Below are 18,331 nucleotides of genomic sequence, written 5' to 3'. Positions count from 1 at the left end.
ATCGAGGTGGACGACGCCCGGGAACGCCGCGGCCCGGACCCCCACCCCGGGGCCCGCTTCACCCTGCGCCTGCCCGCCGTGCCCCGTGCCGAAGCGACCTGACCTTGCCCCTCCTTCCACCCACCCACCCTTAACCCACCCTGACGCCTCGCCCGATCCCCCCCGCCCAGCTGGCCACAGGTTTCGCCCGGACCCAGGGCGCCCACGCGCAAACCGACGAAGGGCCGCCGCGCTGGGAGCTGGGGGCCGTGGGCCTGGCCGTTTCTCAGCAGGCCTACCCCGGCTCGGACCAGCAGCTGGGGCGCGTGCGCGTGCTGCCCTACGCGCTGTACCGCGGTCGTTGGCTGCGGGCCGATGGCGAGACCGTCGGCCTGCGCGCGGCCCGCACGGCGCAGTGGGAGCTGGACATCGGCGCAGCGGCGTCCTTCGGCGGCGGGGGCGACGACATCGAGGCCCGGCGCGGCATGCAGCGCCTGGGCAATCTGGTGGAGTTCGGGCCGCGTCTGAAATGGCGGCTGGGCGAGGGCTCGACCAGCGGGGGCTGGCGCTTGGCCCTGCCTCTGAGAGGCGTGTTCGACTTGAGTGACCGCCTGCGCCACCGCGGCTGGGCGCTGGAGCCCGAGTTGACCCGCGGATGGCGCCCGGCTGAGGGCTGGCGCACGAGCATGAGTCTGGGCGCCATCGTGGCCGACCGCACGCTGGCCGACACCTTCTACGGTGTCAAGACAAGCCAAGCAACGGCCCTGCGCCCGGCCTACCAGGCTCGCAGTGGCTTGGTGGCCTGGCGCCTGTCGGCGTCCTTCAACCGTGAGCTGAACCGCGACTGGCGCGTGTTCGGCTTCGTGCGGACCGACTCCCTGGCCGGCGCGGCCAACCGAGCCAGCCCCCTGGTGAAGCAGACCACGGGCACCACGGTGGGCTTGGGCGTGAGCGTGACCCTGGCGCGCAGCAGTGCCTCGGGCGTGGACTGAAGGGGCGTGTCAAACGCCCCCGCTCAGGCCTTGGGGCGGTGGCGCCCGCGGCGCCCACTGCGCCCGATGGCCAGCAGCAGACCCAGGCTCAAGCCCAGCATCACCATCGCTGTGCCGCCGTAGCTCACGAAGGGCAGCGGCACGCCCACCACGGGCAACAAGCCGATGACCATGCCCAGGTTGACGAACACGTAGCTGAAAAAGCTCAACGTGATGGCGCCTGCCAGCAGCCGCTCGAACAGCGTGGGCGCTGCCCCGGCGATGGCCAGGCCCCGCAAGATGAGCGCGCTGAACCCCACCAACAAGGCCAACGCCCCCAGCAAGCCGAACTCTTCGGCGAAGGCGGCAAACACAAAGTCGGTGGTGCGCTCGGGGATGAACTCCAGGTGCGTTTGCGTGCCCTGCATGAAGCCCTTGCCCATGACGCCGCCCGAGCCGATGGCGATCTCGCCCTGCAGGATGTGGAAACCCTTGCCCAGCGGGTCTTTGTGGGGGTCCAGCAGCGTGCAAACGCGGGTCTTTTGGTACTCGCGCAGCACCTTCCAGTCAACGCCCTCCTGGCAGATCGTCGGCTCGGCCCACACCAGCGCCCCGATGCCCACGGCCCCGGCCGCCACCACAGGCACGATGAGCTTCCAACTCAAGCCAGCAAAGTAGATGACGTACAGGCCGGCGAACAAGATCAGCATCGCGGTGCCCAGATCGGGTTGCTTCAACACCAGGGCAAACGGGACGGCCAGCAGCGCAAACGCGACGATGAAGTCCAACAGCTTGAGTTGCCCCTCTCTCAGCTGAAACCACCAAGCCAGCATCAGTGGCGCGGCGATCTTGAGCAGCTCGCTGGGCTGGATGACGGCGACCCCAAGGTTGAGCCAGCGCGTGGCGCCCTTTTTCGTCAAGCCAAACAAAGCCGTGGCCACCAGCAGGGCCACGCCGATGGCGTACAGGGGCAGCGCGATCTTGGCCAGCTTGGCGGCCGGGACCTGCGCCACAACGAACATCACCATCGCCCCGAGGGCGAAGTTGCGGGCGTGATCGACGAAGCGCGTGCCGTGGTCAAAGCCCACCGAATACATGGCCAGCAGACCCCAGGCCATGAGCCACAGCAGGGTGAGCAGCAGCGGGCCGTCCAAGTCCTGCCACAGGGGGCGCAAACGACGCCACAGCGGCGGACGGGCAATGACGCTCATCGCGATGCTCCCGAAGCCGCCACGGCCGCTGCCGCCGGGGGCTCGCCCGGCAAGCGCCAATCGCTGACGCGCCGCGGCACGCCCGAAGGGGCGGCCGCGCGGCCCTCGCGCACCAGGGCCAGGTCTTCCTCGCTGGGCACCTGGCCCAGCAGCAGGTAGTCGAACACGCGGCGGGCGATGGGTGCCGCCGAGGCCGAACCAAAGCCGGCGTTTTCAACGATCACGGCCAAAGCCACCGTCGGCGCCTCCACCGGCGCGAAGGCCATGTACCAGCTGTGGTCGCGCTGGAACTCGGCCATTTGCGCGGCGTTGTACTTCTGGCCCTTGCGCAAGCCCACGGCCTGCGCCGTGCCCGTCTTGCCACCGCTCTCGTAGCTGGCGCCGGCGAACACACGGGTGCCCGTGCCCTGGTAGGTCACCCCGTGCAAGGCCTCCTTCAAAAAGGCGATGTGCTCGGGCTTGAAGGCCAGGGGCGGGCGCGGATCGCCGCTCAGCCGGGTGCGGGTGTGGGTCAGCGGGTCTTCGATCTCGCGCACCAAGCGCGGCGCGTAGCGCTGACCGCCCGACACCAGGGTGGCCGTGGCCTGCGCCACCTGCAGCGGGGTGAAGGCGTTGTAGCCCTGACCGATCCCCAGGCTGATGGTCTCGCCCGGGTACCACTTCGTCTTGAGCACACGCTCTTTCCAGGCGGTGTTGGGCAGCAAGCCGGTCACCTCGCCCGGCAGGTCGATGCCGGTGCGTTGACCCAGGCCCAGGGGCGCCATCTGGTCGTGGATGGTGTTCACGCCCAGTTGGTTGGCCAAGGTGTAGTAGTAAACGTTGCTGGACTCGACGATGGAGCGGCGCATGTTCATCGCCCCACCGCGCTCGTTCTCGGGGCTGCCGAACGCACGCCCGCCGAAATGGAAGACCAGGGTGTCGTTGATGATGGTGTCGGGGCTGCGGGCGCCGGTGTTGAGCGCCGCCAGGGCCATGAAGGGCTTGTAGGTGGAGCCTGGCGGGTAGGTGCCGCGAATGGCCCGGTTGAGCAGCGGCTTGTCGGGCGATTCGTTCAGCGCCTGCCAGCTGTCTTGGTCGATGCCGTCCACGAACAGGTTGGGGTCGAAACCCGGCTTAGAGACGAAGGCCAGGACCTCGCCCGTGCGCGGGTCCAAGGCCACGAGGGCACCACGGCGGTCGCCAAACATCGTTTCCACCAAGTGCTGCAGGCGGATGTCGATGGACAGGTGCAAGGTCTGTCCGGGCGTGGCCGGACGGAAGCTCAGTCGCCGCACCGCGCGCCCGCCGGCGCTGGTTTCCACCTGCTGAAAGCCGGTGGTGCCGTGCAAAGACTCCTCGTAGGCCTGTTCCAGCCCGAGCTTCCCGATGTAGTCGGTGCCGCGGTAGTTGGCTTGGCGCTCTTCGTCCCACGCTTCCATGGCTTCGCGGTCGCGCGCCGAGACGCGGCCGATGTAGCCGATGAGGTGCGAGCCCACCTCGCCCAGCGGGTACTGGCGAAACAGCCGCGCTTGCACGTCCACGCCCGGAAAGCGCCAGCGCTGGGCCGTGAAACGGGCCACCTCCTCATCGCTCAGCCGGGTGCGGATGGGCAGCGAATCGAATCGCTTGCCATCGGCCAGCAAGCGGGCGAAGCGGCGGCGGTCTTTGGGCTCGATGTTCACCACCTGGGCCAGCTCGTCGATGACCCGATCCAAGTCGCCCTGCAGTTGGCTGGGCGTGATCTCGAGCGTGTAGGCCGAGTAGTTGGTGGCCAACACCACGCCGTGGCGGTCCTTGATCAGGCCGCGGCTGGGTGTGACCGGCAAGACGGTGACGCGGTTGGACTCGGCCTGAGCCAGCAGCTCGTCGTGTTTGACGACCTGCAGGAACACGAGCCGCGCCACCAACAGGCCAAAGCAGGCCAGCACGAAGCCCGCGGCCACCCACAGGCGCAGGCGAAAGCGCAGCAGCGCGCCGATGCCGTCGTCAAAGAACGTCATGTGGGCTCGAACACACGCGCGGCCTCACAGCGGCCGGTGCGCGTCACGGTCGGGCGCGCGACGCTGGGGCGCCAGCAACAACCAAGAAGCCAGGGGCCACAGCAGGGCCTCGAAAACGGGGGCGAGCAACAAGCCCCAGCCAGGGGCCATGCCGCCCATGCCCAGACGCACCACCAACTGCACGGCGTGCGCCAGCGCGAACAACGGCAACACCTGCAGCGCCTGCTCCAGCACGCCGAACCACAACAACCGGCGGTGCAGGGTCACGGCCAAGAAGGCCAACAGGCTGTAGGCCAGGGCGTGCTGACCCAGCAAGGCCCCTTGGTGCACGTCCATCAGCAAGCCCAACGCGAAGGCCCAACCCACGCCCACTCGGCGCGGCTGGTGCACGTTCCAGAACACCAGCACCAGTGCGAGCACGCTGGGCCAGGCCGGTTCGCGGCCCACGGGCACCATGTCGACGAGCAAAGCCAAGCCCAAGCTCAGCGCGATGAACCAGGGTCGAGCCGGCAGCAGCAACTGCCCGGCGCCACGCGGCATGATCATGGGCGACCTCCGCGCGCAGAAGGGCGGGCCGGGGGGGCGGACGCCGCCGCGCTGGCGGCCTCGGCCCTCGCTTGAGACACGCGATCGGGCGTGCCCAAGACCAGCACCTGCCGCGCCCGGTCGACCACGGCATAGGGCCGCGCCGTGACGGTGGCGAACACGCTGTCGCCCTGGCGCTGAACCTGCTCGACGCGGGCCACCGGTAGGCCTGGGGGGTACACGCCGTCCAGGCCCGAGGTGCGCAACACGTCGCCCTCGCGGATGTCGGCGTTGGCGGCCACAAAGCGCAGCGCCAAGCCGGCGCTTCGCTCGCCGCCCATGGCGATGTACAGCGCCTGGGTGCGCGCGTTTTGCACGGGGATGCTGCTGTCGCGGTCGGCCAGCAGCACCACCTCAGCCGTGGTCGGGTGCACGCGACGCACCTGCCCGAGCACGCCGCGCTCGTCGATGACGGGCGAGCCGGGTGACAAGTCGTCGCGCTGACCGCGGTCGATCACCATGCGGCGGCCGTAAAGATCGCCCGACTCGAACAGCACCTCGGCCGCCTGGGTGGCCGCGGGCACGCTGGCACTCAGGGCCAACAGGCGGCGCAAGTGGGCGTTCTCCGCTTCAAGGTGGCGGGTGCGGGCCAGCACCAAGGCCTGCGCCGCCAATCGCTCACGGGCCTGGGCTTCCGCCTTCATCGCCGCCTCGGCACCACGCAGCAGGTCGCCCATCGCTTCCGCGGTGTTGAGCGGCGCCGCCAACACGCGCTGCACGGGCGCCATCACCCCGGCCAGTGCGGCGCGCAGGGGCTGGGTCAGGCCCAGGCGAGCATCGGCCACCATCAACCCCAGGGCCAGGGCCCCGCACACCAGCAGTTTGTTGAAAGCCGACGTGCCCTGCCGGAACAACGGCGGCGGGCGCCGATCGAGCGTGCCCAGGGCCATCGCCCCTCCCGGATGGTCAGTCGCTCGTGAAGATCGAGCCCAGGCGCTCCATGCGCTCCAGGGCCATGCCGCAGCCGCGCACCACGCAGGTCAGCGGGTCTTCGGCCACCAGCACGGGCAGGCCGGTTTCTTCGCGCAGCAGGCGGTCCAAATCGCGCAGCAGCGCACCACCGCCGGTGAGCATCATGCCGCGGTCGGCGATGTCGGCGCCCAGCTCCGGCGGGGTTTGCTCCAGCGCGTTCTTGACGGCCGAGACGATCTGGTTCAGCGGGTCGGTCAGCGCTTCGAGGATTTCGTTGCTGCTGATGGTGAAGCTGCGCGGCACGCCCTCGCTGAGGTTGCGGCCCTTGACCTCCATCTCGCGCACCTCGCTGCCCGGGAAGGCCGAGCCGATTTGCTTCTTGATGGCCTCGGCCGTGGGCTCGCCGATCAACATGCCGTAGTTGCGGCGGATGTAGTTGATGATGGCCTCGTCGAACTTGTCGCCGCCGACGCGCACGCTGCCCTTGTAGACCATGCCACCCAAAGACACGACGCCCACCTCCGTCGTGCCGCCACCGATGTCGATGACCATCGAGCCGGCGGCCTCGCTCACCGGCAGGCCGGCGCCGATCGCGGCGGCCATCGGTTCTTCGATCAGGTAGACCTCGCTGGCGCCGGCACCGAGGGCGGCGTCGCGGATCGCGCGCTTTTCGACCTGGGTGGAGCCGCAGGGCACGCAGATGATGATGCGCGGACTGGGGCGCATCATGCTTTGCGGGTGCACCATGCGGATGAACTGCTTGATCATCTGCTCGGTGACGACGAAGTCGGCGATCACGCCGTCCTTCATCGGGCGGATGGCCTCGATGTTGCCGGGCACCTTGCCCAGCATGGCCTTGGCTTCCTTGCCCACGGCTTGGATGGTCTTCTTGCCGTTGGGGCCGCCCTCGTGGCGGATGGCAACCACCGAGGGCTCGTCCAGCACGATGCCTTTGTCGCGGACGTAGATCAGGGTGTTGGCGGTGCCGAGGTCGATGGCCAGGTCGGAGGAAAGGTAGCGGCGCAGGGAGCGGAACATGGTGCGGGCGAGGCGGTCGGGGTGGGCCGTGGCGCGGGGCGCGCGGACGGGCCGTGAATACGACGAGGCCGCCTCGGGATTCGCGCCCTGGCGGCCTCGTTGAAAAGGGCCCGCGATAATAGCCGATCGCCCCTGGCGTGCCTCTAGGAAACGGCCCCTAAGCCGTTGGGCCGCTTGGCTTTTTTGTGAGCACGCGGCCCGGCCCGCAGCACCGCGCGCCTGCCCTGACCTGACCCTCGCCCCATGGCCCTGACCCCCGACGACGTGAACACCATCGCGCGCCTGGCCCGGCTCGACCCGAGCCCGGCGCAGCGCGAGGCCCTGCTGGGCCAGTTGAACGGCTTTTTCAACATCGTGGAAGCCATGCGTGCGGTCGACACCTCGGGCGTGGCGCCGCTGTACACGCCGCTGTCCAGCGTCCAAGAAGTCGCGCTGCGCCTGCGCGACGACGCGGTCACCGAAAGCAACCAGCGCGAGGCCAACCAACGCAGCGCCCCGGCCGTGGAAGACGGCCTGTTCCTGGTGCCGAAGGTGATCGAATGAGCGCCGACCTGCACACCCTGGGCGTGGCCGACGGCCTGGCCCGCTTGAACGCCGACACGCTGACCAGCCGCGCCTGGGTCGACGCGCTGCTGGCCCGTGCCGACACCCACGCCGACCTGGGCTGCTACCTGCACCTGGACGCCGCCGGCGCCCGCGCCGCGGCCGACGCCGCCGACGCCCGCCGCGCGCAGGGCGACGGCGCCCCGCTGCTGGGCGTGCCCATCGCCCACAAGGACATCTTCGTCACCACCGCCCATCCCACCACGGCGGGCAGCAAGATCCTCGCGGGCTACCGCAGCCCCTTCGACGCCACCGTCGTCGCGAAGTTGGCCGCGGCCGGCGCCGTGAGCCTGGGCAAGCTCAACTGCGACGAGTTCGCGATGGGCTCGGCCAACGAGAACAGCGCCTTTGGCCCCGTGCGAAACCCCTGGGACCGCAGCCGCGTGCCCGGCGGCTCGTCCGGCGGCAGCGCCTCCGCCGTGGCCGCGCGCCTGCTGCCCGGCTGCACCGGCACCGACACCGGCGGCTCCATCCGCCAGCCGGCCAGCTTCACCGGCATCACCGGCATCAAGCCGACCTACGGCCGCTGCTCGCGCTACGGGATGATCGCCTTCGCCTCGTCGCTGGACCAAGCCGGCCCCATGGCCCGCTCGGCCGAAGACTGCGCGCTGCTGCTGCAGGCCATGGCCGGCTTTGACGAGCGCGACGCCACCAGCCTGCAGCAGCCCACGCCCGACTTCGTCGCCGAGATGAAGGCCGCGCGCCCTGGCGCCACCGCCGAGCAGCCGCTCAAGGGCCTGCGCATCGGGCTGCCCGCCGAGTTCTTCCCCGCTGCGCTGGACGCCGACGTGAACGCCGCCGTGCGCGAGGGCCTGGCCGCGCTGGAGCGTTTGGGCGCCACCCTGGTGCCGGTGAGCCTGCCGCGCACCGAGCTGGCCATTCCCGTCTACTACATCATTGCCCCGGCCGAGGCCAGCTCCAACCTGAGCCGCTTCGACGGCGTGCGCTACGGCCACCGCGCCGAGTCGCCCAAGGACCTGCTGGACCTGTACCAGCGCACCCGCACTGAAGGCTTCGGGGCCGAGGTGCAGCGCCGCATCTTGATCGGCACCTACGTGCTGAGCCACGGCTACTACGACGCCTACTACCTGCAGGCGCAAAAGCTGCGCCGCATGATCGCCGACGACTTCCAGCAGGCCTTCCAGCACTGCGATCTGATCGCCGGCCCGGTCGCCCCCACGGTGGCCTGGAAGCTGGGCGAGCAGGGCGACGACCCCGTGAAGGCCTACCTGGCCGACATCTTCACCCTGCCCGGCTCGCTGGCCGGCCTGCCCGGCATGAGCGTGCCCGTGGGCACGGGCGCGCACGGCCTGCCCGTGGGCCTGCAACTGCTGGGCAATTACTTCCAAGAGGGCCAGTTGCTGCACACCGCGCACGCGCTGCAGCAGGCCACCGACTGGCACCGGGTCGCCCCGGCCGGAGTTTGAGATGAGCGCCCCGAAACTGATCCGTGGCTACGAGGTCGTCATCGGCCTGGAGAACCACGTCCAACTGTCCACCGCGTCCAAGATCTTCTCGGGCAGCAGCACCGCCTTCGGCGCCGCGCCCAACACGCAGGCCAGCCCCGTGGACCTCGCCCTGCCCGGCACGCTGCCGGTGCTCAACCGCGGCGCGGTGGAGCGGGCCATCCGCTTCGGCCTGGCCGTGGGCGCGCACGTGGCGCCGCTGTCCATCTTCGCGCGCAAGAACTACTTCTACCCCGACCTGCCCAAGGGCTACCAGATCAGCCAGTACGAGATCCCGGTGGTGCAAGGCGGTCAGATCAGCTTCTACGTGGGCGACACGAAGAAGACGGTCAACCTGACCCGCGCCCACCTCGAGGAAGACGCGGGCAAGAGCCTGCACGAGGACTACCACGGCATGTCGGGCATCGACCTGAACCGTGCGGGCACGCCGCTGCTGGAGATCGTGTCGGAGCCCGAGTTGCGCAGCGCCGAAGAGGCCTGCGAGTACGCCAAGACCCTGCACGCGCTGGTGATGTGGCTGGGCATCTGCGACGGCAACATGCAAGAAGGCAGCTTCCGCTGCGACGTGAACGTCAGCGTGCGCAAGCCGGGCCAACCCTTCGGCACGCGGCGCGAGATCAAGAACCTGAACAGCTTCAAGTTCCTGATCCAGGCGGTGAACTTCGAGGTGAACTGGCAGATCGACCGCATCGAAGACGGCCTGCCCATCCAGCAGGCCACGGTGCTGTTCAACCCCGACACGGGCGAGACGCGCGCCATGCGCACCAAGGAAGACGCGGCCGACTATCGCTACTTCCCCGACCCCGACCTGCCGCCGCTGATGATCGGCGCCGACTGGATCGAACGCGTGAAGGCCGATCTGCCCGAACTGCCGGCCGTGATGGCCGCGCGCTTCGAGCAGGCGGACGGCCTGCCGGCCTACGACGCGCAGATGATGACCGCCAGCCTGCCCGTGGCCCGCTACTACGAGGCGGCCAAGGCCGCCGGTGCGCCGGCCAAGCTGGTGGCCAACTGGGTGATGGGCGAGATCTCGCGGCGCTTGAACGCCGAGGAGAAGGGCATCGAGGCCGCGCCGGTCGGTCCCGCGCTGCTCGCCCAGCTCATCGCCCGCATCGGCGACGGCACCATCAGCAACAACGCCGCGCGCCAGGTGTTCGACGCCCTGTGGGCCGGCGAATCGAGCGACGTCGACGCCCTCATCGAGGCCAAGGGCCTCAAGCAGATGAGCGACACGGGCGAGTTGGAGCGCATCCTCGACGAGGTGCTGGCGGCCCATGCCAAGTCGGTGGAAGAGTTCCGCGCCGGCAAGGACAAGGCCTTCAACGCCTTGGTCGGGCAAGCCATGAAGGCCACCAAGGGCAAGGCCAACCCGGGCCTGGTGAACGAGCTGCTCAAAAAGAAGCTGACCTCTTGAGCCCGCAGAGCGCGCCGCGGCGCGCCCCGTTGGTCAAGCTCAGGGCTGGCGAGGCGGGGGCGGTTTCGGCCCTGGTGCCGCGGGCGCGCCGGCCGGCAACTCCCACTCGGACGGGTGGGGCGGCGGCCCCAAAGAGCCGGCCGCAGCCCCAGCCCAAAGCTTCTTGAGACGCACCAGTTCCACGTCGTAGCGCCGATTGACCCGCGCCTTTTCCAGGGTTTGGTTGGCGATGGCGGTTTCTTGCGCCCCTCGGGCGGCGTCGTTGGCGTCTACCAAACGCCGTAGCTTGGGCGGCAGGGGTTTGCCGACATAGAACTCGGCCTCCTGGTCCAGCGCCTTGCGCTCCTTGGCCAGTTCCACCAACCGGGACTCCGAGACCTGCTGAGCGCGGCTGAGGTCGTCCAAGGCCACGCTGCGCGCTTTGTTGTGGGCCGCAAGGTGGGGGTAGCGAGCCAGCAGGTTGCGGTCGAATCGCGCGGCGTCGGCACGCGCCGCGCGCGCGGCGACCTCGTCGCGCTTCTTCAGCTCCAGGGCTGCCGCCTCCTCGGGCGACAAGGCAGGCGGACGCACTTCACGCACCAATCCGTCACGACCGTGCACCTGTTGCTCGCGAGACTGACACTCACGGATCGGCATGTCGGAAGTCAGCCGCCGTCCGTCGGCAGTCACGCAGCTGTAAATGGCGGCCTGTGCAACGCCGGTCACCGCAGCGCCCAGGGCCAAACCAAGCAGCCAGCGGGGGCCACGGAAGGCAGGCATCTCAGGCCACCCCGTAGCGCTGACGGTAAGCGTGCACCGCTTCGGCATGCTGACGGGCCTGCGGATCGTCGTGAACGAAGGCCAACAGGTCGGCCAGGGTGGCAATGGCGTGCACCGCCAAGCCGTGTTCGCGCTGCACCTGCTGCACGGCCGATTCGCTGAGGTCTTGGCCGTCGGCCACGCCTTTTTCTTGACGGTCCAGCGCGATGGCCACCGCGACCGGCGTGCCACCGGCTGAGCGGATCAGGGCGATGCTTTCCCGCACCGAGGTGCCGGCGCTGATGACGTCGTCGACGATGAGCACGCGTCGTCCCGCCAGAGGCGCGCCCACGAGCACGCCACCCTCGCCGTGGTCCTTGGCTTCCTTGCGGTTGTAAGCGTAGGGCTTGTTGTGCCCGGCCCGGGCCAGGGCCATGGCCAAGGCCGCCGCCAGGGTGATGCCCTTGTAAGCCGGGCCAAAGACAAGATCGAAATCGCCCGCGTGAGGAAGCAGCCGTTGGGCGTAGGCACTGGCCAAGCGGTCGAGCTTGGCGCCGTCGTCGAACAAGCCGGCGTTGAAGAAGTAGGGGCTCAAGCGCCCGGCCTTGGTCTTGAACTCGCCAAAGCGAAGCACGCCGGCCTGAACGGCAAACGCGATGAAGTCTTGGGCGGTGCGGTCCTGGCGCATGGTCGGCCGATTCTAGGAGTCTGCCCGGCAGAAGCCCAGGCCGGCGTGGCCCCTGGTCCGGCGCAGGCTAGGAGCGACGCCGCCGTGGACTCGTGTCCACAAGAAGGAGCGACAACGCATGCGCCGGATCCAGGGGCCACCCTTCGGGCCGAGCCCCGGGGGCGACAAGCGTCGTTGCCGGCTCCTGACGTAGCCCGCCACGCGGCGTCGCCAGCGCCTAGCCTTTCGCCCCCTAAATCTCGGCGACGGCCTGGGCTTCTGCCGCGCAGACTCCTAGGAGTCTGCGCGGCAGAATCCTGGCCCCGCACCGCCGCCCCTCAGGACCCCACGCCATGCGCTTGATCACCGCCAACCTCAACGGGATCCGTTCGGCGGCCACCAAAGGCTTTTTCGACTGGCTGCCCACCCAGCAGGCCGATGCCGTGGGCGTGCAAGAACTCAAGGCCCAACACGACGTCGTCGCCGGCCAGTTCGACCGCTGCGGCCCGCTGCAAGGACATTTCCATTACGCCGAGAAGAAGGGCTACTCGGGCGTGGGGCTGTACGTTCAGCAGACCCCCAGCGATGTGATCGTGGGCTTGGGCTCGCCCGAGTTCGACGCCGAGGGCCGCTGGGTGGAGGTGCGGTACGACAAGCCGGGGCGGCGCTTGAGCCTGATCAGTTGCTACTTCCCCAGCGGCAGCAGCGGCCCCGAGCGACAGGAGGCCAAGTTCCGCTTTCTGGCCTTGATGGGCCCGCACCTGCGGGCGCTGAAGGCCGAGCGCGAGTTCATCTTGGTGGGGGACGTGAACATCGCCCACCGGCCCATCGACCTGAAGAACTGGAAGGGCAACCTCAAGAACAGCGGCTTCCTGCCGGAAGAACGAGCTTGGCTGGACGCCCTGTTCGGCGAGGCCGGCCTGGTGGACGTGTTCCGCACGCTCAACACCCAAGAAGAGCAGTACACCTGGTGGAGCCAACGCGGGCAGGCTTATGCCAAGAACGTGGGCTGGCGGCTGGACTACCAAATCGCCACGCCGGGCCTGGCGGCCACGGCCCGGCGCGAGCACATCCACCGGGAGCCGCGCTTCAGCGACCACGCGCCGCTGGTGATGGATTACGACTTCCTGCTGTAACTAAACTGAGGCCATGACCGCCGCTCCCCGCGCCATCGAGGCCGCCCGCGAAGCCCTGCGCATCGAAGCCGCCGCCCTGTCGGCCTTGGTCGACCGCGTGGGCGCGCCCATGGAAGCGGCCGTCGCGGCCGTCTTGGCCTGCACCGGCCGGGTGGTGGTGATGGGCATGGGCAAAAGCGGGCACGTGGGCCGCAAGATCGCCGCCACCTTGGCCAGCACGGGCACGCCAGCGCTGTTCGTGCACCCGGCCGAAGCCAGCCATGGCGACCTCGGCATGGTGACGCCGCACGACGTGGTGCTGGCCCTGTCCAACAGCGGCGAGAGTGACGAGTTGGCCGCCATCCTGCCGGTGCTCAAGCGCCTGGGGGTGACGCTGATCGCCATCACCGGCCGCGCCGATTCGACCTTGGGCCGCCACGCCGACGTGGTGCTCGATTCGCGCGTCGACCAAGAGGCCTGCCCGCTGAACCTGGCCCCCACCGCCAGCACCACCGCGCAAATGGCCCTGGGCGATGCGCTGGCCGTGGCCCTGCTGGACGCCCGCGGCTTTCGCCCCGAAGACTTCGCCCGCAGCCACCCGGGCGGTGCGCTGGGCCGCAAGCTGCTGACGCATGTGAAGGACCTGATGCGCAGCGGTGACGCCCTGCCACGTGTGGTACCCGACGCGCCCTTCACCGACATGATGCGCGTGATGTCGGCCAAGGGTTTGGGCTGCGCTGCTGTGGTTGACGGAGATGATCGCCTACTGGGCGTTTTCACCGACGGCGATTTGCGTCGGCTGATCGAGCGCGGGCAAGACTTGCGCAGCCTCACGGCCTCCGAGGTGATGCACCGCACGCCGCGCACCGTCAGCGCCGACGCCCTGGCCGTGGATGCGGCCGACCTGATGGAAGAAGCGCGCATCACGGTGGTGCTGGTGCTCGATGCCGAGCGCAGATTGATCGGCGCCATCGGCATCAACGACCTGATGCGGGCGAAAGTGATATGAGCGCCCCCAGTCTCCTTGCAGTCGCCACCCCCCGAGGGGGCCGCCGCGACCTCCGGGCGGCCGAGCGGGCGCGGACCCGATGAAACCCACCCTGAGTTTTTCGCCCGAGATCCTGCTGCGCGCCCAAGGCCGCGCGATGGGGCTCAAGGCGGCGATCTTCGATGTCGATGGCGTGCTGACCGATGGGCGCATCTACATCGGCGAGCAGGGCGAATCTTTCAAGGCGTTCAGCACGCTGGACGGGCATGGACTCAAGCTGCTGCGTGAAGGGGGCATCGAGCCCATCGTCATCACCGGCCGCGATGCGCCCGCCGTGCGCCGCCGCGTGGCCGATCTGGGCCTCGCCCACGCCCGTTATGGGGTGAAGGACAAGCTGGCCGCAGCCGAGCCGCTGCTGGCGGCGCTGGGGGTGGACTGGGCCGATGTGGCCGCCATGGGAGACGACTGGCCCGACCTGCCGCTGATGGCGCGCGCCGCGCTGGCCATCGCCCCGCCGCAGGCCCACGCCGAGGTGCGCGCCATCGCCCACCACATCACCCAGGCGCCTGCCGGCTACGGTGCGGCGCGCGAAGCCTGCGACCTGATGCTGGTCGCCAACGGTCGCTACGGCGAGCTGCTGCAAAGCCACCTGCAAACGCTGGACGGCGGGCGCTGATGGCCGGAGGCGAGGCTTCCACGCTGGCGCCCCTGTCGGGCGCGGCACACGGCCGCAAGCGGCAGCGCCAGCCGCTGGCTTGGCGCGTGCAGGCCTGGCTGAGCCATTACCTGCCCTTGGTGGTGCTCGCGCTGTTGGCCGCGGGCACGGGATGGCTGGTCAAGCAGTCCCCCTCGCCCGACGGACCGACCGTGCCGATCCCGCCGCGCCACAAGCCGGACTACGAAATGACGGGTTTCGAACTCCAACGCTTCGACGCCAGCGGGCAGGTGCAGGCGTGGGTGCGGGGCGAGGCCCTGAGGCATTACCCCGACACCGACCGCATCGAGATCGATGGCGTGACGGTGCGCACCCGCAACGCCGACGGGCAATGGCTGACGGCGCAGGCCAAACAGGCCGAGGGCCCGCGCGATGGCAGCAGCCTCAACCTGAAGGGTCAGGTGCGGCTGCAGCGCCTTCAACGCAGCGAGGAAGGCGGCGACGCGCCGGCCGATCTGAGCCTGAGCACCGACGCCCTGGAGCTGCTGATCGACGCCCGCCAGGCCCGCACCACCGCCAACGCCTTGGTGCTGACCGGCGGCGGCGCGCGCATGACGGTGCGCGGCTTCCAGTACGACCACACCAACGGCCAGCTGCGCTTCGGCGGGCCCAGCCGCACCGAACTGCCACCCCGCAGCGCCCGCTCGCCATGAACGCCCTCGCCCCGCACCAGCCCGTCGTTTTCATCACTGGCGCTTCCAGTGGCATCGGTCAAGCGCTGGCTTTGCGCTACTACCGAGCCGGCTACCGCTTGGCGCTGGTGGCCCGGCGCACGGGCGTGGTGGCCGACTGGGCGACGGCCGAGCAGCTGGAGCCGCAACGCTGGGCGGTCTACGCCGCCGATGTGGCCGACGCGGCTTCCATGGCGGCCGCAGCGCAGCAATGCATCGCGCAGCAGGGCCTGCCGGCGGTGGTGATCGCCAGCGCCGGCATCAGCATCGGTGTGGACACGGCCCTGGCCGACGACTTGCCGGTGTTCCAGCAGGTGGTGACCACCAACCTGTTCGGCACCGCCGCCACCTTCCAGCCCTTCATCGAGCCCATGCGCCAGCGCGGCCAAGGGGCCCTGGTGGGCGTGGCCAGCGTGGCCGCCATCCGCGGTCTGGCGGGCCATGGCGCTTACTGCGCCAGCAAGAGCGGGGTGGTGGCCTACTGCGAAAGCCTGCGGCTGGAGTGCCGGGCCGCCGGGGTGAAGGTCGTGACCATCGTGCCCGGCTACATCGACACCCCATTGACGCGGGGCAACGCTTACAGCATGCCTTTCCTGATGACGGCGGAGGCGTTTGCCGAGCGCGCCTTCCGCGCCATCGCGCAGGGCGACAGTTACCGCGTCATCCCTTGGCAGATGGGCGTGGTGGCCAAGTTGATGCGCCTGCTGCCCAACGGCGTGTTCGACCGGCTCTTCAGCGGCCGCGCCCGCAAGAAGCGCGCCGCCGACTGACTTGTTGCCGACCAAGGCGCTGCTTACACTGCGCGGCTCTCGCGAACGCACGGGCCCCCGCCCGAAGGAGGACGACATGCTGAAGGTGCTCCACCCCTGCTGAGGCCCTGACCGGCGCGCTGCTCGCGCCGTCACCGCCACTCCCCGCCACGCCCCTGAACAGGGGCGCTTGCGTCGTCCCCTTGCCAAGGCCGCCCCCCGCGGCCGACCCACACCATGAACGCCTTCTTTCGCAGCGCTGCTGGCAGCGTCTTGCTGGGCGCTGCCGCGAGCTTCGCCGCGCCCCCCTTGCCCGGCCACGTGCTCGGGCCGCACGAAGCCCGACCCCGCATCGACGGTCGCTTGGACGACGCCGTCTGGCGCGAGGTGCCAACCTTCGAGGCCTTTCGCCAGTTCCGGCCCGACTCGCGGCCCGACGCCGGCGCCTACCGCACGCGCGTGCAAGTGCTGGTCGAGCCCAATGCGCTGGTGTTCGCCATCACCGCCATCGACCCCGAACCACAGCGCCTGCGCGCACCGCTGCTGCGGCGCGACCAGGTGTGGCCCGACCAAGACTCGGTCACCGTCTGGCTCGACGCCACGGGCCGCCAACAGGTGGCGCAGGTCTTGCGCGTGAACCCCGCTGGCGTGGTGGCCGACGGCCTCTACACCGCCACCACCGACGAGGAGGACGACACGCCCGACTTCCTCGAAGTCGAAGCCGCCGCCCAGCGCACGCCCGAGGGTTACACCGTCGAAATCCGCTGGCCGCTGATCAACCTGCGCTACGCCCAAGACGGCGGGTTGCCCTGGCGCTTCGCCTTCGAGCGCCGGGTGGCGCGCGAGACGCCGCTCTCGCTGACCAGCACCGGCCGCGAGCGGCAAGAAACCAACCTCCTGCGCGACATGCACACGCTCGACGCGCTGAGCACCTTGCCGCCCAGTTGGCTCCAAGCCAGCCACCTGCGCATCAAGGCCGAGGGCACTTGGCGGCGCACCGACGGCGAAAGCCGCACGCAGCGCACCAACCTGGGCCTGGCCCTGCAGTGGCGTCCGCGCGCCGACTGGGTGCTGGACGGGCTCTGGCGGCCCGATTTTTCTCAGGACGAGTTGGACGCGCCGCAACTCAGCGGCAACACCCCATTCGCGCTCTTCCTGCCCGAGAAACGCTCGTTCTTCCTAGAAAGCAGCGACGTCATGGGCCAACAGCCGCCCGACCCTTGGGGCCTGGCGCCCGGCTTGGCGGCGTTTTACTCGCGCGCCGTGGCCGCGCCTCGCAGCGGGCTGCGCGCCACTTGGCGCGGTGTGCACGACGAAGCCACCGCCTTGTTGATGCGCGACCAGCCCGGCGGCACCTGGCTGCGTCCCGGCGCCTACGCCACGGACCGCGCCGACAGCACCTTGCCCTCCACGCTGCTGTTCGCCCGCCACCGCTGGGGCCTGGGGGCCGACGGCGGCACCGGCGCGCTGGCGCCCCTCGTCAGCCTGCGGGATTGGGGCGCGGGTCGCCGCACCGCAGTCGCCGGCTTCGACGGGCTGTGGCACCTCAGCGAGACCCAGCAGCTCAGCGGCCACGCCCTGTGGAGCCAGGACAGCACTGAGCTGGACCCGGAGGGCCGGCTGCAACGCGCTCGGGCGCGCCACAGCCACAACGCCTGGCTGCTGTGGCGCCATCGCGGCGAGCACTGGCGGGTGAACGCGCACTGGGAATCCATCGGAGCAGGCTTCGTCAACGACAACGGCTTCGTGCCCCGGGCTGGCATCCGCCGCACCACCGTGGAGACCCACTACGCGCTGCACCCCGAGGCCGATGCGACCGGCGCCTTCGCGCTGACCGAGCTGGAAGGCTCCTTGCGCCTGCAAGAGGTGCGAACCCTGCGCGACGCCCGCCGTGGCGTGCCCGGCGGCGAAACCGTCGGCCAAGCGCTGCAACCAGGCTGGTTCTTGCTCGGCGCCAGCGGCACCGAGCTGTGGGGCCACGTCAACCTGCAGCGTCTGCGCGCCCGAACCGGCGGAGAGCTGCACGCGGCGCGCAGCCTGTCGCTGGGCGTGGGGGCGCACCCAGGCCCGCGGCTGGCGTTTGTCAACCTCGAGCTGGAAGCCGGCCGCCTGCTGGACGTGGATGCCGACCGTGTCGTGCCCGGCGCCAACGCGTCGCTGTTCGTCAGCTACCGGCAGTCCATCGGCGGCTGGGGACTGCTCGCCGAATGGCAAGCGGCGCGCAGCCGCCTGCAATCGCCCGCCGGGGGCTGGGCCTTGAGCGAGCGCAGCAACGCCCTGAAGCTGGTGCTGCTGCCGTCGGCGTCCCATGCCCTGCGCCTGGTGCACCAGCGCACGCGCAGCCAGCGCGTCGACGAACCCGGCCTGGGCGGCTGGGACGACCGCGAGCGAACCAGCACCCTGACCTGGCTGGCCCGCGAAGGTCCGCTGCGCAACTGGAGCGTGGGTGCCAGCCACGCCCGGCCCGCGGGAGAGCCCCAGGCCCGCACCGAGCTGTTCGTGAAGTGGCAAGAAGGCGGGGGCCGCTGAG

17 protein-coding genes are annotated in these 18,331 nt (G+C 70.0%); 10 read left to right on the top strand and 7 right to left on the bottom strand.

Annotation, left to right across the window (positions count from 1 at the left end; translation table 11 throughout):
- Nucleotides 1-248 precede the first annotated feature (248 nt).
- On the top strand, nt 249-971 hold the full coding sequence (locus tag O9335_RS02055) for a MipA/OmpV family protein (protein WP_298382815.1): 723 nt from the start codon (nt 249-251) through the stop codon (nt 969-971).
- 23 nt (nt 972-994) lie between these two features.
- Here O9335_RS02055 and rodA read toward each other — a convergent pair whose 3' ends face one another.
- The 5 genes from rodA to O9335_RS02030 are packed head-to-tail and all read right to left on the bottom strand — an operon-like array spanning nt 995 to nt 6,675.
- A complete protein-coding gene (gene rodA / locus O9335_RS02050; RefSeq protein ID WP_298382812.1) occupies nt 995-2,161 on the bottom strand; it encodes a rod shape-determining protein RodA in 1,167 nt (388 codons plus the stop codon).
- Complete coding sequence (mrdA, locus tag O9335_RS02045; RefSeq protein WP_298382810.1) at nt 2,158-4,140, bottom strand: penicillin-binding protein 2; 1,983 nt, start codon at nt 4,138-4,140, stop codon at nt 2,158-2,160. The genes rodA and mrdA overlap by 4 nt, the downstream gene beginning before the upstream one ends.
- 24 nt (nt 4,141-4,164) lie before the next feature.
- A complete protein-coding gene (gene mreD, locus O9335_RS02040; protein WP_298382805.1) occupies nt 4,165-4,686 on the bottom strand; it encodes a rod shape-determining protein MreD in 522 nt (173 codons plus the stop codon).
- On the bottom strand, nt 4,683-5,615 hold the full coding sequence (gene mreC, locus O9335_RS02035) for a rod shape-determining protein MreC (protein WP_298382803.1): 933 nt from the start codon (nt 5,613-5,615) through the stop codon (nt 4,683-4,685). Before mreC ends, mreD begins: the two co-directional genes overlap by 4 nt.
- A gap of 16 nt (nt 5,616-5,631) precedes the next feature.
- A complete protein-coding gene (locus O9335_RS02030) occupies nt 5,632-6,675 on the bottom strand; it encodes a rod shape-determining protein (protein ID WP_127683544.1) in 1,044 nt (347 codons plus the stop codon).
- Nucleotides 6,676-6,918: 243 nt separating this feature from the next.
- Between O9335_RS02030 and gatC the strand changes: the two genes are divergently transcribed.
- The 3 genes from gatC to gatB are packed head-to-tail and all read left to right on the top strand — an operon-like array spanning nt 6,919 to nt 10,158.
- Nucleotides 6,919-7,218 carry an Asp-tRNA(Asn)/Glu-tRNA(Gln) amidotransferase subunit GatC gene (gene gatC / locus O9335_RS02025; protein ID WP_298382792.1) on the top strand — a complete coding sequence of 100 codons (300 nt, stop codon included), beginning with the start codon at nt 6,919-6,921 and terminating at the stop codon, nt 7,216-7,218.
- Nucleotides 7,215-8,705: an Asp-tRNA(Asn)/Glu-tRNA(Gln) amidotransferase subunit GatA gene (gatA, locus tag O9335_RS02020; RefSeq protein ID WP_298382790.1), complete on the top strand. Its 1,491-nt coding sequence runs from the start codon at nt 7,215-7,217 to the stop codon at nt 8,703-8,705. The genes gatC and gatA overlap by 4 nt, the downstream gene beginning before the upstream one ends.
- A gap of 1 nt (nt 8,706) precedes the next feature.
- Complete coding sequence (gene gatB, locus O9335_RS02015; RefSeq protein ID WP_298382788.1) at nt 8,707-10,158, top strand: Asp-tRNA(Asn)/Glu-tRNA(Gln) amidotransferase subunit GatB; 1,452 nt, start codon at nt 8,707-8,709, stop codon at nt 10,156-10,158.
- Between the two features lie 39 nt (nt 10,159-10,197).
- Here gatB and O9335_RS02010 read toward each other — a convergent pair whose 3' ends face one another.
- A complete protein-coding gene (locus O9335_RS02010; RefSeq protein ID WP_298382785.1) occupies nt 10,198-10,917 on the bottom strand; it encodes a DUF4124 domain-containing protein in 720 nt (239 codons plus the stop codon).
- A gap of 1 nt (nt 10,918) precedes the next feature.
- On the bottom strand, nt 10,919-11,584 hold the full coding sequence (gene pyrE, locus O9335_RS02005) for an orotate phosphoribosyltransferase (RefSeq protein ID WP_298382780.1): 666 nt from the start codon (nt 11,582-11,584) through the stop codon (nt 10,919-10,921).
- A gap of 332 nt (nt 11,585-11,916) precedes the next feature.
- On the opposite strand from pyrE, the gene O9335_RS02000 reads away from it, so the two are divergent.
- From O9335_RS02000 to O9335_RS01975, 6 genes are all read left to right on the top strand, one after another.
- On the top strand, nt 11,917-12,699 hold the full coding sequence (locus O9335_RS02000; protein WP_298382777.1) for an exodeoxyribonuclease III: 783 nt from the start codon (nt 11,917-11,919) through the stop codon (nt 12,697-12,699).
- 13 nt (nt 12,700-12,712) lie between these two features.
- Complete coding sequence (locus O9335_RS01995; RefSeq protein ID WP_298382774.1) at nt 12,713-13,687, top strand: KpsF/GutQ family sugar-phosphate isomerase; 975 nt, start codon at nt 12,713-12,715, stop codon at nt 13,685-13,687.
- Nucleotides 13,688-13,766: 79 nt separating this feature from the next.
- On the top strand, nt 13,767-14,342 hold the full coding sequence (locus O9335_RS01990; RefSeq protein ID WP_298382771.1) for an HAD family hydrolase: 576 nt from the start codon (nt 13,767-13,769) through the stop codon (nt 14,340-14,342).
- Nucleotides 14,342-15,034, top strand: coding sequence for an LPS export ABC transporter periplasmic protein LptC (gene lptC / locus O9335_RS01985; RefSeq protein WP_298382768.1), 693 nt, complete (start codon nt 14,342-14,344; stop codon nt 15,032-15,034). The genes O9335_RS01990 and lptC overlap by 1 nt, the downstream gene beginning before the upstream one ends.
- The gene (locus tag O9335_RS01980; RefSeq protein ID WP_298382764.1) at nt 15,031-15,822 is read left to right on the top strand and encodes an SDR family oxidoreductase; all 792 of its coding nucleotides are present in this window, start codon (nt 15,031-15,033) and stop codon (nt 15,820-15,822) included. The genes lptC and O9335_RS01980 overlap by 4 nt, the downstream gene beginning before the upstream one ends.
- A gap of 216 nt (nt 15,823-16,038) precedes the next feature.
- Nucleotides 16,039-18,330: a hypothetical protein gene (locus O9335_RS01975; protein WP_298382761.1), complete on the top strand. Its 2,292-nt coding sequence runs from the start codon at nt 16,039-16,041 to the stop codon at nt 18,328-18,330.
- The last annotated feature ends 1 nt before the right edge of the window (nt 18,331 follow it).

It is taken from the genome of Inhella sp. (assembly GCF_027532025.1).
Classification (GTDB): Bacteria; Pseudomonadota; Gammaproteobacteria; order Burkholderiales; family Burkholderiaceae_C; genus Inhella.
Note: the sequence above shows the minus strand (reverse complement) of the source record. Positions and strands in the feature narration are given on the sequence as shown.

Bases quoted from the DNA above. Each gene is read 5' to 3' on its own strand.
- gatC (WP_298382792.1), top strand. From the start codon at position 6,919: ATGGCCCTGACCCCCGACGACGTGAACACCATCGCGCGCCTGGCCCGG.
- mreC (WP_298382803.1), bottom strand. From the start codon at position 5,615: ATGGCCCTGGGCACGCTCGATCGGCGCCCGCCGCCGTTGTTCCGGCAG.
- gatA (WP_298382790.1), top strand. From the start codon at position 7,215: ATGAGCGCCGACCTGCACACCCTGGGCGTGGCCGACGGCCTGGCCCGC.
- gatB (WP_298382788.1), top strand. From the start codon at position 8,707: ATGAGCGCCCCGAAACTGATCCGTGGCTACGAGGTCGTCATCGGCCTG.
- rodA (WP_298382812.1), bottom strand. From the start codon at position 2,161: ATGAGCGTCATTGCCCGTCCGCCGCTGTGGCGTCGTTTGCGCCCCCTG.
- mrdA (WP_298382810.1), bottom strand. From the start codon at position 4,140: ATGACGTTCTTTGACGACGGCATCGGCGCGCTGCTGCGCTTTCGCCTG.
- O9335_RS01990 (WP_298382771.1), top strand. From the start codon at position 13,767: ATGAAACCCACCCTGAGTTTTTCGCCCGAGATCCTGCTGCGCGCCCAA.
- lptC (WP_298382768.1), top strand. From the start codon at position 14,342: ATGGCCGGAGGCGAGGCTTCCACGCTGGCGCCCCTGTCGGGCGCGGCA.
- O9335_RS02010 (WP_298382785.1), bottom strand. From the start codon at position 10,917: ATGCCTGCCTTCCGTGGCCCCCGCTGGCTGCTTGGTTTGGCCCTGGGC.
- O9335_RS01980 (WP_298382764.1), top strand. From the start codon at position 15,031: ATGAACGCCCTCGCCCCGCACCAGCCCGTCGTTTTCATCACTGGCGCT.
- mreD (WP_298382805.1), bottom strand. From the start codon at position 4,686: ATGATCATGCCGCGTGGCGCCGGGCAGTTGCTGCTGCCGGCTCGACCC.
- O9335_RS01975 (WP_298382761.1), top strand. From the start codon at position 16,039: ATGAACGCCTTCTTTCGCAGCGCTGCTGGCAGCGTCTTGCTGGGCGCT.
- pyrE (WP_298382780.1), bottom strand. From the start codon at position 11,584: ATGCGCCAGGACCGCACCGCCCAAGACTTCATCGCGTTTGCCGTTCAG.
- O9335_RS02030 (WP_127683544.1), bottom strand. From the start codon at position 6,675: ATGTTCCGCTCCCTGCGCCGCTACCTTTCCTCCGACCTGGCCATCGAC.
- O9335_RS02000 (WP_298382777.1), top strand. From the start codon at position 11,917: ATGCGCTTGATCACCGCCAACCTCAACGGGATCCGTTCGGCGGCCACC.
- O9335_RS01995 (WP_298382774.1), top strand. From the start codon at position 12,713: ATGACCGCCGCTCCCCGCGCCATCGAGGCCGCCCGCGAAGCCCTGCGC.